The organism is Sphingomonas sp. LR60 (genome assembly GCF_036855935.1).
In the GTDB taxonomy this organism is placed as follows: domain Bacteria; phylum Pseudomonadota; class Alphaproteobacteria; order Sphingomonadales; family Sphingomonadaceae; genus Sphingomonas.
This window is the reverse complement of sequence record NZ_JASPFK010000001.1, coordinates 3,151,715-3,164,505: the sequence shown is the minus strand read 5'-3', so window position 1 is coordinate 3,164,505 and position 12,791 is coordinate 3,151,715. Positions and strand designations below refer to the sequence as shown.

Here is a 12,791-nt window from a genome sequence, read left to right as displayed (position 1 = left end):
ATCACCTGCCGCCGCATCGGTGCCGCCAGGCGGCATCGAGCGGCGGAACGAGAGAATAGGATAGCCTGATGGCGATGAGCGTTGGCGGTGACTCCGCTGAAAAACCGATGTCGGACATCAACACGACGCCCCTCGTGGACGTCATGCTGGTGCTCCTCATCATCTTCCTGATCGCGGTGCCGGTCGCCATCCAGACGGTGAAGGGCATCAAGCTGCCCAGCGTCGTCTTCGACCCGACCACGACCAAGCCCGAGAACGTGTCGCTGTCGGTCATGGGCAACAACGGTGCCTGCCAGGTCTATTGGGGTGTGACCCCGGTGACCCATCAGGAACTGCTGGACCGCGCGGTGGCCAAGCTGAAGACCGAAATCGATCGTCAGGGCGGCCCGGGCAACCCCGACCTCGAACTGCCCGAGGCGCATGTCCGCGCCGACGTCGGCACGCCGTGGCGTTGCGTGGCGGGGACGATTTACAACATGCAGATGGCCGGCTTCGCCAAGGTCGGGTTCATTTCGCAGCCCAAGGGCGGCGGCGCCTGAGCGAGGAGTAGCTGACATGGCAATGAGTGCAGGCCGCGATGACGGCGAGCCGATGATGGAAATGAACACGACGCCGTTGATCGACGTCATGCTCGTGCTCCTCATCATGTTCATCATCACCCTTCCGGTTCCGACGCATGCGGTGAAGGTCGACCTGCCGGTCAACGATCCGAAGGCGCAGAAGCCGCCGGTTGATCCGATCAAGAACAAGATCGCGATCGACGCTGCGGGCGGGATCACCTGGAACGGCACCCCGGTCAATTCGACGGTGCTGCGTCAGTATCTCGACCAATCGGCAGCGATGAGCCCGGAGCCGGAGCTGCAGTTCCAGCCCGATCCGGCGACGCGCTACGATGTCGTCGACCAGACGCTGGCGGACATCAAGCGGTCAAACGTCACGAAGCTCGGCTTCGTCGGCAACGAGCAATATTACAAGGATTTCTGATCGCGCGCACGATCGGCTTTCCGAGCGAAGAGGGGCGGTCCTGCGGGGCCGCCCTTTTTCGTTCCTGCGGGTCAGATCTGAACATCCCGGATCGGGAGCCTCTTGCCAGAATGTCAAATAAGTGACACCTTCTTGTCACAAAAGCGTAACGCGACCGTCTTCGCGGACGCAGACAGGAGGGTGAAATGTACAGCAAGCTGACGATTGCAGCGCTGACGCTGGTGACGGTGGCAGCGGCTCCGGCGGTCGCAAAGGATCGAGTCGGTTATCAGGCAATCGCCGCCGGCAGCCTAGCGAAGGCGGAGCAGACGATCGACGCGGAGCGGGCGATCTTCCCCGATCGCCCTGAGTTGATGCTCAATCTGGCCGCCGTCTATGCGCGCACTGGGCGCGAGGCGCAGGCGCGGGCGTTGTATGGTGACGTCCTCGACCGCGAGCCGGTTGCACTGGACATGGCGGATGGAAGCGTCCGCACCTCGCATGAACTGGCGCGCGTTGGGATGATGCGGCTCACGACGGCGATGGCGACTCGATAAGGCTTGGCGTGTCTTTCGAGCAACTGTTGTGTTGCGACAGAGGCACGATCGACGACGCGTGACGCAACGAGGATTCGAGTTGTGAAACTCGCTAGCGGGCTTTGCCGAAGGCTCGCTTGCGCTGCGTGATGGCTTGCCGTCCAGCATCTGCTGCGCGGTCGCGTGCTCTTGGCGTGCTGGGATTTGCTAGGTGCATTTCCACATGCGAGCGGAGCGTGGTGCTTAGAGGCAGCTACCGGCCGCTGGCCTGCGGGCTCGGCCGCGCTTCAGCGTTTGATCGACGTCTTAGTCTGTCGGTGCGAAGCGGGGTCCCGGGTCAAGCCCGGGACGACGGCAGGAGACGACGGCAGGACCAGGTGCGAACGATATCAGCGCTTCCCAGGCCGGATCGACATTCAGGACTTTCGTGGCGCCTGCCGACGTTTTGAGCCAAGCAACCGCTTAATCGTTACCCCAGTCCCTTCGACTGGCTCAAGAAAGCCTTGATCCGAGGCCCCGCTTTTGTCGACAGAACGAAGAAGCGGGATCCCGGATCAAGTCCGGGATGACGTGAAGACGCGGGCGATCCGTGATCGTAGACAGGCGCTAGTCCGTCGCAAGCGCGTGGACGCTTTAAGCCTCTGAACTCACCAAATGACCGACGTAATCGAGCGGGCGCGCGTCCTCCGAACGATTTTCGACAGGAGCGCACGTGCCGCATCGCCCGACCGGCGGGATCGGAACAGCCCTTATAGCCTCGGCAGGGTGACGCCGCGTTGGCCCATATATTTGCCGGCGCGATCGGCGTAACTGGTCTCGCAGGGTTCGTTGCCCGACAGGAACAGGAACTGACACGCGCCCTCGTTGGCGTAAATCTTGGCGGGCAGCGGGGTCGTGTTCGAGAATTCGAGCGTCACGTGCCCCTCCCAGCCGGGTTCGAGCGGGGTGACGTTGACGATGATTCCGCAGCGCGCATAGGTCGACTTGCCGAGGCAGATCACCAGCACGTCCCGCGGCACCCGGAAATATTCCACCGTCCGCGCCAGTGCGAAGCTGTTGGGCGGGATGATGCAGACGTCGGTCTTGCGATCGACGAAGCTGTTGGCCGCGAAGTCCTTCGGGTCGACCAGCGCATTGTCGACGTTGGTGAAAATCTTGAATTCGTCGGCGACGCGCGCGTCATAGCCGTAGCTCGACAGGCCGTAGCTGATGCAGCCGTCGCGGCGTTGCGACTCGACGAACGGCTCGATCATCCCGTCGGCGAGCGCGCGCTCGCGGATCCAGCGATCGGACATGACGGACATGATGAACTTCCCCTCGGCTGCGGAGCGCTTTCGCTGCTGAGCGCGTGCGGTGCAAGCCCGCAGCATTCCACGACTGGTTGCAGATCGTGACGGCCGTTATCGTGGCGGGCTATGCTGCACCTGCTCTTGCCGCTCGCCTACCGGCTGCGTCGTCGCGCGATGGCGCTGGTCGGCTGGCGAACGCGTGGCGTCAAACTGCTGGTGTTCGATCGCGCCGGTGACGTGCTGCTGGTTCGGCATGGTTATGGGCGCAGCGATCTGCACATGCTGCCCGGCGGCGGGATCGCACGCGGCGAGGCGCCGGCTGCGGCAGCGCTCCGCGAACTCCACGAGGAAACCGGGTGCATCGCGCGGGACCTGACCCTGGTCGCGCGCTACGAATCGCGCACCGAGGGCAGGCGGGACACGGTCTTCCTGTTCTCCGCGCGCAGCGATGAAACGCCGGTCGCGGATAGTCGCGAACTCGTCGCGGCCGCCTTCCATCCGCTCGATGCGCTACCTGCCAGCCTTTCCTCCGCGACGCAGCGGAGGATCGACGAATGGCAGGGACGCCGCGAGCGCAGCAACGACTGGTAGGTCCTTGCGATTCATTCTCACTCCCCGCGGCCTTGCCCCTCCGGAGGCGGGGGTCTAGAGCGTGCCGGTTCCGTTCGCACCTGCGAGAGAGGCGAGAGAGACATAGTGGTCGATCTGTCGCAATACCTACCGATCCTCCTGTTCCTGGGGGTGGCGCTCGCACTGTCGAGCGCATTCGTGTTCCTGCCGATGGCGGTCGCCAAGCTGACCGGCGCGTCCAAACCCACGCCCGAAAAGCTGGCCGAATATGAATGCGGTTTCCCCGCGTTCGAGGACAGCCGCTCGCAATTCGACGTGCGATTCTATCTGGTCGCCATCCTGTTCATCATCTTCGATCTCGAAGCGGCGTTCCTATATCCTTGGGCAGTCAGCGTTTTCTCGCTCGGCTGGACCGCATGGATCTCGATGATGATCTTTATCGCCGAACTCGCGCTCGGCCTTGTCTACGCGTGGAAGAAGGGAGCGCTGGAGTGGGAGTAGAAGCACACTCCGGGCCGATCGGGCTCGTCAACAATCCCGAGCCGGGTCATGGCGTGATCGCGCCCGACCAGGGCTTTTTCGACGGCCTCAACGGCGAGTTGAACGACAAGGGCTTCCTCGTCACGTCGACGGAGGACCTGTTTCAATGGGCGCGCACCGGCTCTTTGTGGTGGATGACCTTCGGGCTCGCGTGCTGCGCGGTCGAGATGATCCACGTCAACATGCCGCGCTACGACATGGAGCGGTTCGGCGCCGCACCGCGCGCATCGCCGCGCCAGTCCGACGTGATGATCGTCGCGGGCACGCTCTGCAACAAGATGGCGCCGGCGCTCCGCAAGGTCTACGACCAGATGTCGGAGCCGAAATACGTCATCTCGATGGGGTCGTGCGCCAATGGCGGCGGCTATTATCACTATAGCTACAGTGTCGTACGCGGTTGCGATCGCGTGGTGCCGGTCGACATCTATGTCCCCGGCTGCCCGCCGACCGCCGAGGCGCTGTTGTACGGCGTGATGCAGTTGCAGCGGAAGATCCGTCGCGCCGGGAGCATCGAACGGTGAGGGCACCGGCTCCTGCCTATGCGGCGCAACTCAACGATGCGACGATCGACGCGGCGCGTGCCGCGATCGGCGGCGCGTTGCTTCATGCGATCGAGATCGCGGGGGAGGTGCAGTTGCACGTCACGCGCGACGGCCTCGTCGCCGCGCTGACCGCCCTGCGCGATACGCCCGGGCTCGAATATCAGCAGCTGATGGAGATTGCGGGCGTCGACTATCCGGGGCGCGCCGAGCGGTTCGAAGTCGTCTATTGCCTGTTGTCGCTGACGCGTAACCACCGGCTGCACGTCCATGTCGGCGCGACCGAGGATACGCCGGTGCCGTCGGTGACCGACATCTGGCCGGTCGCGGGGTGGCTGGAGCGCGAAGTCTACGACATGTACGGCGTGCTGTTCTCGGGCAACCGCGACCTGCGCCGCATCCTGACCGATTATGGCTTTCGCGGGCATCCGTTCCGCAAGGACTTCCCGCTGACCGGGTTCGTCGAGCTGCGCTATTCCGAAGAGCAGAAGCGCGTCGTCTATGAGCCGGTGAAGCTGGCGCAGGACTTCCGCACCTTCGACTTCACCAGCCCCTGGGAAGGGGCGGAATACGTGCTGCCGGGCGACGAGAAGGCGAAGCTGCCCGAGGCGAAGGGCGCGCAGACCCCGGCGACCGCGACCGAAGTGCAGAAGGCCGGCGCCACCCAGACGCCGAAGCAGGACGCGCCGGCGCCGAGCCAGCCTTACGCCAAGAAGGACACGACCAGCACCGCCGAGACCGGCGCAGGGCGTGCCGAAAGCGATGCCGAGCCGAAGCCGGCCGACCCCGATGTGGTGCCGTCGAAGGGCGGAGGGCAGAACCAATGACCGATACCTACGTCCAGAAGGAGCAGGCGGTCGATCGCGAGGTCGATCCCGCGATCGAGAAGATCCTGCACGCCACCGACGCCGCGCACCCGACCGAGGGCGACGTGGCGATCCAGAATTACACGATCAACTTCGGCCCGCAGCATCCCGCGGCGCACGGCGTGCTGCGGCTCGTCATGGAGCTGAACGGTGAGATCATCGAGCGCATCGATCCGCACGTCGGGCTGCTGCACCGCGGCACCGAGAAGCTGATCGAATACAAGACCTACGCACAGGCGATCCCGTATTTCGATCGCCTCGATTATTGCTCGCCGGCGTGCATGGAGCACACCTTCGTGCTCGCGATCGAGAAGTTGCTCGATCTCGAAGTGCCGATCCGCGCGCAATATCTGCGGGTGTTCTTCGCCGAGCTGACGCGCATCTCGAACCACATGCTCAATCTCGGGTCGCACGTCATGGACGTCGGCGCGATGACGCCGAACCTGTGGCTGTTCGAGATTCGCGAGGATTGCTACGGCTTCCTCGAGCGCGCGACCGGCGCGCGGATGCACCACAATTACTTCCGCCCCGGCGGGGTGCACCAGGACGTGCCGCTCAAGCTGCTGACCGACATCGCCGACTGGCTCGACACGCGGTTGCCGCGGCTGTTCGAGGATGCGATCAGCCTCGTCGCCGACAATCGCATCTTCAAGCAGCGCAACGTCGATATCGCGACCGTGAGCCGCGAGGATGCGATCAAATGGGGCTTCTCCGGCCCGATGATCCGCGCCGCGGGCATCCCGTGGGATCTGCGCAAGTCGCAGCCATACGATGTCTATGCGAAGATGGACTTCGACGTGCCCGTGGGCACGCGCGGCGACTGTTACGATCGCTTCATGGTGCGCGTCGAGGAGGTCCGCCAGTCGGCGCGGATCATGAAGCAATGCCTCGCCGAGATGCCGGAGGGGCCGATCGCGTCGCTCGACCGCAAGGTGGTGCCGCCGAAGCGCGCCGAGATGAAGCGCTCGATGGAAGCGCTGATCCACCACTTCAAGCTCTACACCGAGGGTTATCACGTCCCGGCGGGCGAAGTGTATGTGGCGACCGAGAGCCCGAAGGGCGAGTTCGGCGTGTATCTGGTCAGCGACGGCACCAACAAGCCGTATCGCTGCAAGATCTCGCCCGACCGCTTTTTCGCACCTGCAGGCGATGGACTTCATGAGCCGCGGCCACATGCTGGCGGACACCACCGCCATCCTGGGCGCGATGGATATCGTTTTTGGCGAATGTGACCGCTGATGGCTGACGCACCTATCATCCCCGACGAGGCCGAGGTCCGCGCACGCTGGGGCGCGTTCCAGTGGAACGACGACAGCAAGGCGAAACGTGACGCGATCCTGTCGCGCTATCCGGCCGGACGCGAGCAATCGGCGTCGATCCCGCTGCTCGACCTCGCGCAGCGGCAGGTCGGCACCGAGACGCAGACGCAGGGCTGGCTGCCGGTCCCGGTGATCGAGTTCGTCGCGCGCGAGATCGGCGTGCCGTATATGCGCGTGTACGAGGTCGCGACCTTCTACACGATGTTCAACCTCGCTCCGGTCGGCCGCTTCCACGTCCAGGTGTGCGGCACGACGCCGTGCATGTTGCGCGGGTCGGACGACGTGCTGGCGGCGTGCAAGAACAAGGGCCTGATCAAGGGCAAGACGACCCCGGATGGCCTGTTCACGCTGACCGAGGTCGAGTGCATGGGCAATTGTTCGTCGGCACCGATGGTGCAGATCAACGACGACAATTACGAAGACCTCGACTACGACCGCACGATCGCGATCCTGGAGACGCTGGCGAATGGCGGCGCGCCCAAGCCGGGCACGCAGGAGCCGGGTCGCCACACGGTCGAGCCGAAGGGCGGTCCGACCTCGCTGACCGCGATGGTGACCGAGAACCACGATTACCGCGACGAATGGAACGTCGCTACGCAGGGAGCGGACGCATGAGCCTGCTCGATAAGGACCGCATCTTTACCAACCTCTACGGCTATCAGTCGTGGCGGCTGGACGCGGCGATGGCGCGCGGCGACTGGGACAATACCAAGGCGCTGCTGGAGCTTGGCCAGGACAAGATCATCGACGTCGTCAAGGCGTCGGGGCTGCGCGGGCGCGGCGGGGCGGGGTTCCCGACCGGCACGAAATGGTCGTTCATGCCCAAGGAGCCGAAACCGGACCGGCCGAACTTCCTGGTCATCAACGCCGACGAATCCGAGCCGGGTTCGTGCAAGGACCGCGAGATCATCCGCCACGATCCGCACAAGTTGATCGAGGGCGCGCTGGTCGCGGGCTTCGCGATGCGCGCGCGGGCGGCGTACATCTACATTCGCGGCGAATATATCCGAGAGGCCGAGGTGCTGTTCGCGGCGGTCGCCGAGGCGTATGACAAGGGCCTGGTCGGCAAGAACGCCTGCGGATCGGGCTATGACTTCGACGTCTTCGTCCATCGCGGCGCGGGCGCGTACATCTGCGGCGAAGAGACCGCGATGCTCGAAAGCCTCGAAGGCAAGAAGGGCCAGCCGCGGCTCAAGCCGCCGTTCCCGGCGGGCGCGGGGCTGTATGGCTGCCCGACGACGGTCAACAACGTCGAGTCGATCGCGGTCGCGCCGACGATCCTGCGGCGTGGGGCGGCGTGGTTCTCCAGCTTCGGTGCGGAGAACAACAAGGGCACCAAGCTCTTCCAGATCTCGGGCCATGTGAACACGCCGTGCGTGGTCGAGGAAGCGATGAGCATTCCCTTCCGCGAGTTGATCGAGAAGCATTGCGGCGGCATCCGCGGCGGCTGGGACAATCTGCTCGCGGTGATCCCGGGCGGGTCGTCGGTGCCGCTGGTCCCGGCCAAGGACATCATGGACGCGCCGATGGACTTCGACGGCCTGAAGGCGGTCGGCTCGGGCCTCGGCACCGCGGCGGTGATCGTGATGGACAAGTCGACCGACGTCGTCCGTGCGATCGCGCGGCTGTCGTACTTCTACAAGCACGAAAGCTGCGGCCAGTGCACGCCGTGCCGCGAAGGCACCGGCTGGATGTGGCGCGTGATGGAGCGGCTGCGCACCGGTGATGCCGAGATCGGCGAGATCGACATGCTCCAGCAGGTGACCAAGCAGGTCGAGGGCCATTCGATCTGCGCACTGGGCGACGCGGCGGCCTGGCCTGTGCAGGGGCTGATCCGTCATTTCCGCCCCGAGCTGGAACGCCGCATCAACGAGCGTGGCGGCAACGTCGCCCCGATGCAGGAAGCTGCCGAATAATGCCCAAGGTCAAAGTCGACGGAGTCGAGATCGAGGTGCCGCAGGGCGCCACCGTGCTGCAGGCGTGCGAGCTTGCGGGCAAGGAGATCCCGCGCTTCTGCTACCACGAACGGCTGTCGATCGCCGGCAATTGCCGGATGTGTCTGGTCGAGGTGAAGCCGGGGCCGCCCAAGCCGCAGGCGAGCTGCGCGCTACCGGCCGCGGAGAACCAGGAGATCTTCACCAACACGCCGATGGTGAAACATGCCCGCGAGGGCATCATGGAATTCCTGCTCATCAACCACCCGCTCGACTGCCCGATCTGCGATCAGGGCGGCGAGTGCGATCTGCAGGACCAGTCGGTCGCTTATGGTCGCGGCCACTCGCGCTATGACGAGAACAAGCGCGCGGTGACCGAGAAGTATATGGGTCCGATCGTAAAGACGGTCATGACCCGCTGCATTCAGTGCACGCGCTGCATCCGTTTCGCGGAAGAAGTCGCGGGCGTTCAGGAGATCGGCGCGATCTATCGCGGCGAGAACATGCAGATCACCTCCTATCTGGAGGAAGCGGTCAGTAGCGAGCTGAGCGGCAACGTCGTCGACCTGTGCCCGGTCGGTGCGCTGACCAGCAAGCCTTACGCGTTCGAGGCGCGCCCGTGGGAGCTGCGCAAGACGCTGACGATCGACGTGATGGACGCGGTCGGCACCAACATCCGCCTCGACAGCCGCGGGCGGCAGGTGCTGCGCGCGGTGCCGCGCGTCAACGATGACGTCAACGAGGAATGGGCCAGCGACAAGACCCGTCACGCGGTCGACGGTCTGGTCCGCAAGCGGCTCGACCGCCCCTATGTGCGCCGCGACGGCAAGCTGCACGCGGTGACGTGGGACGAGGCGTTCGCGGCGATCGCGGCGGTGGACCATGGCGGTTCGGTCGCAGCGGTCGCGGGCGATCTGGTCGACTGCGAGACGATGTTCGCGGCCAAGGCGCTGCTCAAGGGGCTCGGCTCGTCGCTGCTCGAAGGGCGGCAGACCGGGATGGACTATGACACGTCCAGCCTCGCCGCGGTCAACTTCAATACCACCATCGCGGGCACCGAAGAGGCGGACGCGATCCTGCTGGTCGGCACCAATCTGCGCTGGGAAGCGCCGCTGGTGAACACGCGCATCCGCAAGGCGATCAAGAAGGGCGCGAAGGTCTTCGCGGTCGGGCCGGAAACCGAGCTGACCTACAAGGTCGAGTGGCTCGGCGCCGACCTGTCGGTGCTCGGGAACCTGCCGGAGCGCGTGACCGAAGCGTTCGGCAAGGCGGCCAAGCCGATGGTGATCGTCGGCGGTGCAGCGCTCAAGGGCGCGCATGGCGCGGCGCTGGGGCTGGTCGAGACGCTGGGGCTGGTAAAGGACGCCGCCTCGACAGGCTCGGGACAGGGCTGGAACGGCTTCAACGTCGTTCACATGGCGGCGAGCCGCATGGGCGGGCTGATGCTCGGCTATGCGCAAACGGCCGGTATTTCCGCGCTGTATGATGCGAAGCTGACCTTCTTCCTGGGCGCGGACGAGTGCGATCATGCGCGCTTTACCGGCTTCAAGGTCTATGTCGGTCATCACGGCGACCGCGGCGCGCATCATGCCGACGTGATCCTGCCGGGCGCGAGCTATGCCGAGAAATCGGGGACGTTCGTCAACCTCGAAGGCCGCGTCCAGCGCGGCGAGCGCGCGGTGTTCCCGCCGGGTGACGCGCGCGAGGATTGGACGATCTTCCGGGCGCTGAGCGAGCGCTTCGGGCAAACGCTTTCGTTCGATACGCTCGGCGAGCTGCGCGCCGCGATGGCGCTGGATTGCCCGGAACTGGCGACGCTGGGGCTCAAGACCTTCGCGTGGCACGCGCCCGCGCTCGGCACGACCGCCGAAGGCGTGCTGGAAGGTTATCCGATCAAGGACTTCTATCTCACCAACGCCATTTGCCGGGCGTCGCCGACGATGCAGCGCTGCTCGGCGGAACTGGTGCATGGCGAGAGCTTCGCGGAGGCGGCGGAGTGACCGACTTCTTCAATCATACCGTCGGCCTTCCTTATGGCTGGGCGTGGTTCCTCGCGACGATCATCGGGATTCTAGCGATCGCCTTGCCGCTAATGCTGTCGGTGGCGATGATCATCTATGCCGATCGCAAGATCTGGGCGGCGATGGCGTTGCGGCGCGGGCCGAACGTGGTCGGGCCGTTCGGGCTGTTGCAGTCGTTCGCGGACGGCCTGAAGGTCTTCCTTCAGGAGACGATCGTTCCGTCGGCCGCCAATCGCGGGCTGTTCCTGCTCGCGCCGATCATCACCTTCACGGTGGCACTGATCGTCTGGGCGGTGGTTCCGTTCCAGCCCGGCGTGGTGCTGGCGAACATCAACGTCGGCCTGCTGTACGTGCTCGCGGCCTCGTCGCTGGGCGTGTACGGGATCATCCTCGCCGGCTGGTCGTCGAACTCGAAATATCCGTTCTTCTCGGCGATCCGCGCCGCGGCGCAGATGGTCAGCTATGAAGTCGCGATCGGCTTCGTGCTGATTTCGGTGGTGATGTGGGCGGGTTCGTTTAACCTGACGACGATCGTCGAGGCGCAGAAGGGGCTGTACGGCTTCATCAACGGCTTCGGGTTCAATCCCTTGCTGTTCCCGATGAGCGTCGTGTTCCTGATCTCGTCGCTGGCGGAAACGCAGCGCGCGCCGTTCGATCTGACCGAGGCGGAGAGCGAGCTGGTCGCGGGCTATCAGACCGAATATTCGTCGATGGCGTTCGCGCTCTACTGGCTCGGCGAATATGCCAATGTACTGCTGATGTGCACGCTGAACGCGACGTTGTTCTGGGGTGGCTATCTGCCGCCGTTCGACTGGGCGCCGTTGTATTTCGTGCCGGGCATCATCTGGCTGTTCGCCAAGATCCTGTTCTTCTTCTTCGTCTTCTCGTGGATCAAGGCGACGGTGCCGCGCTACCGCTACGACCAGTTGATGCGGCTGGGGTGGAAGGTGTTCCTGCCGCTGTCGCTGTTCTGGGTGTTTCTGGTGTCGGGCGTGCTGATGTTCATGCGCGTGGGAGTGTAAGATGGGTATCGCGCAGACGATCAAGGCGTTCACGCTCTACGAGTTCGTGAAGGCGCATGCGCTGACGCTGAAGTATTTCTTCAAGCCGAAGGCGACGATCAACTATCCGTACGAGAAGAACCCGCTGAGCCCGCGTTTCCGCGGCGAACATGCGCTGCGCCGCTACCCCAACGGGGAAGAGCGCTGCATCGCATGCAAGCTGTGCGAGGCAGTGTGCCCGGCGCAGGCGATCACGATCGAGGCCGAACCGCGCGACGACGGCAGCCGCCGCACGACGCGCTACGACATCGATATGACCAAGTGCATCTATTGCGGCCTGTGCCAGGAAGCGTGCCCGGTCGACGCGGTCGTCGAGGGTCCGAACCTCGATTTCGCGACCGAGACGCGCGAGGAACTGATCTACGACAAGGCCAAGCTGCTCGACAACGGCGACCGGTGGGAGCGCGCGATCGCCGCGAACCTTGCCGCCGACGCGCCGTACCGGTAGGCGCTCGCGTGACATCAGGGGTCGAGATGATTTTGACGGTTTCAATCAGCGCGCGCCGTGAGCGTGCGGACGCGGGGAAGGCGCTATGATCCAGGCCATCGCCTTCTATTTGTTCGCGCTCGTCGTGCTGCTGTCCGGTGCGATGACGATTTCGTCGCGCAATCCGGTGCATTCGGTGCTGTGGCTGATCCTCGCGTTCTTCAATGCCGCCGGGCTGATGGTGCTGGTCGGCGCCGAGTTCATTGCGATGCTGCTGGTGATCGTCTATGTCGGCGCGGTCGCGGTGCTGTTCCTGTTCGTGGTCATGATGCTCGACATCGACTTCGCGGAAATGCGCGCCGGGTTCGTCCGCTATTTCGGGATCGGGCTGGTGCTCGCGGTGGCGCTGGTCGCCGAGATTCTGATCGGGGTGGGCGCCTGGAGCGCGGGCGGGATCGACCTCGCCCGCCGCGCGGCGCCGACCGATCATGTCGTCCCGAACATCGTTCAGATCGGCAACCTGCTCTACACGCGTTACCTCTTCATCTTCGAGGGCGCCGGGCTGGTGCTGCTGGTCGCGATGATCGGCGCGATCGTGCTGACCCACCGCGAGCGGTCGGGGTCGCGTTACCAGAATATCGCGCGGCAGAATGCGCGCCGTCCGCAGGACGCGACGCGCAACGTGCGGCCGGAGATCGGGCAGGGGGTACAGCTGTGAACGCGGCC

The 12,791-nt window shown here is 64.8% G+C and carries 14 protein-coding genes and 1 pseudogene; 14 read left to right on the top strand and 1 reads right to left on the bottom strand.

Annotated features, from left to right (window positions below):
* The first annotated feature begins 68 nt into the window (after nt 1-68).
* From QP166_RS14960 to QP166_RS14950, 3 genes are all read left to right on the top strand, one after another.
* On the top strand, nt 69-539 hold the full coding sequence (locus tag QP166_RS14960) for an ExbD/TolR family protein (RefSeq protein WP_333916628.1): 471 nt from the start codon (nt 69-71) through the stop codon (nt 537-539).
* A 16-nt stretch (nt 540-555) separates the two neighbouring features.
* On the top strand, nt 556-984 hold the full coding sequence (locus QP166_RS14955) for an ExbD/TolR family protein (RefSeq protein WP_333916627.1): 429 nt from the start codon (nt 556-558) through the stop codon (nt 982-984).
* A 185-nt stretch (nt 985-1,169) separates the two neighbouring features.
* The gene (locus QP166_RS14950) at nt 1,170-1,520 is read left to right on the top strand and encodes a tetratricopeptide repeat protein (protein WP_333916626.1); all 351 of its coding nucleotides are present in this window, start codon (nt 1,170-1,172) and stop codon (nt 1,518-1,520) included.
* Nucleotides 1,521-2,248: 728 nt separating this feature from the next.
* Here QP166_RS14950 and dcd read toward each other — a convergent pair.
* Nucleotides 2,249-2,803 carry a dCTP deaminase gene (dcd, locus tag QP166_RS14945; RefSeq protein ID WP_159758688.1) on the bottom strand — a complete coding sequence of 185 codons (555 nt, stop codon included), beginning with the start codon at nt 2,801-2,803 and terminating at the stop codon, nt 2,249-2,251.
* A gap of 111 nt (nt 2,804-2,914) precedes the next feature.
* On the opposite strand from dcd, the gene QP166_RS14940 reads away from it, so the two are divergent.
* The 11 genes and pseudogenes from QP166_RS14940 (at nt 2,915) to QP166_RS14890 (ending at nt 12,783) form a co-directional block, all read left to right on the top strand.
* On the top strand, nt 2,915-3,379 hold the full coding sequence (locus QP166_RS14940; RefSeq protein WP_333916625.1) for an NUDIX domain-containing protein: 465 nt from the start codon (nt 2,915-2,917) through the stop codon (nt 3,377-3,379).
* Between the two features lie 105 nt (nt 3,380-3,484).
* Nucleotides 3,485-3,859, top strand: coding sequence for an NADH-quinone oxidoreductase subunit A (locus QP166_RS14935; protein ID WP_066707179.1), 375 nt, complete (start codon nt 3,485-3,487; stop codon nt 3,857-3,859).
* Nucleotides 3,850-4,419 carry a NuoB/complex I 20 kDa subunit family protein gene (locus QP166_RS14930; RefSeq protein WP_443027217.1) on the top strand — a complete coding sequence of 190 codons (570 nt, stop codon included), beginning with the start codon at nt 3,850-3,852 and terminating at the stop codon, nt 4,417-4,419. Before QP166_RS14935 ends, QP166_RS14930 begins: the two co-directional genes overlap by 10 nt.
* Complete coding sequence (locus QP166_RS14925) at nt 4,416-5,264, top strand: NADH-quinone oxidoreductase subunit C (RefSeq protein WP_333916624.1); 849 nt, start codon at nt 4,416-4,418, stop codon at nt 5,262-5,264. The genes QP166_RS14930 and QP166_RS14925 overlap by 4 nt, the downstream gene beginning before the upstream one ends.
* Nucleotides 5,261-6,542: pseudogene (locus QP166_RS14920) on the top strand (NADH-quinone oxidoreductase subunit D). Before QP166_RS14925 ends, QP166_RS14920 begins: the two are co-directional and overlap by 4 nt.
* The gene (locus tag QP166_RS14915) at nt 6,542-7,237 is read left to right on the top strand and encodes a complex I 24 kDa subunit family protein (protein WP_333916623.1); all 696 of its coding nucleotides are present in this window, start codon (nt 6,542-6,544) and stop codon (nt 7,235-7,237) included. The pseudogene QP166_RS14920 and the gene QP166_RS14915 overlap by 1 nt, the downstream one beginning before the upstream one ends.
* The gene (gene nuoF / locus QP166_RS14910) at nt 7,234-8,538 is read left to right on the top strand and encodes an NADH-quinone oxidoreductase subunit NuoF (RefSeq protein ID WP_333916622.1); all 1,305 of its coding nucleotides are present in this window, start codon (nt 7,234-7,236) and stop codon (nt 8,536-8,538) included. The genes QP166_RS14915 and nuoF overlap by 4 nt, the downstream gene beginning before the upstream one ends.
* Nucleotides 8,538-10,556 (top strand): NADH-quinone oxidoreductase subunit NuoG, encoded by a 2,019-nt coding sequence (gene nuoG, locus QP166_RS14905; protein ID WP_333916621.1) that lies wholly within the window; start codon nt 8,538-8,540, stop codon nt 10,554-10,556. Before nuoF ends, nuoG begins: the two co-directional genes overlap by 1 nt.
* Nucleotides 10,553-11,599 (top strand): NADH-quinone oxidoreductase subunit NuoH, encoded by a 1,047-nt coding sequence (gene nuoH / locus QP166_RS14900; protein ID WP_333916620.1) that lies wholly within the window; start codon nt 10,553-10,555, stop codon nt 11,597-11,599. Before nuoG ends, nuoH begins: the two co-directional genes overlap by 4 nt.
* 1 nt (nt 11,600) lies before the next feature.
* Nucleotides 11,601-12,086 carry an NADH-quinone oxidoreductase subunit NuoI gene (nuoI, locus tag QP166_RS14895; protein ID WP_333916619.1) on the top strand — a complete coding sequence of 162 codons (486 nt, stop codon included), beginning with the start codon at nt 11,601-11,603 and terminating at the stop codon, nt 12,084-12,086.
* An 85-nt stretch (nt 12,087-12,171) separates the two neighbouring features.
* Nucleotides 12,172-12,783: an NADH-quinone oxidoreductase subunit J gene (locus tag QP166_RS14890; protein WP_333916618.1), complete on the top strand. Its 612-nt coding sequence runs from the start codon at nt 12,172-12,174 to the stop codon at nt 12,781-12,783.
* Nucleotides 12,784-12,791 lie beyond the last annotated feature (8 nt).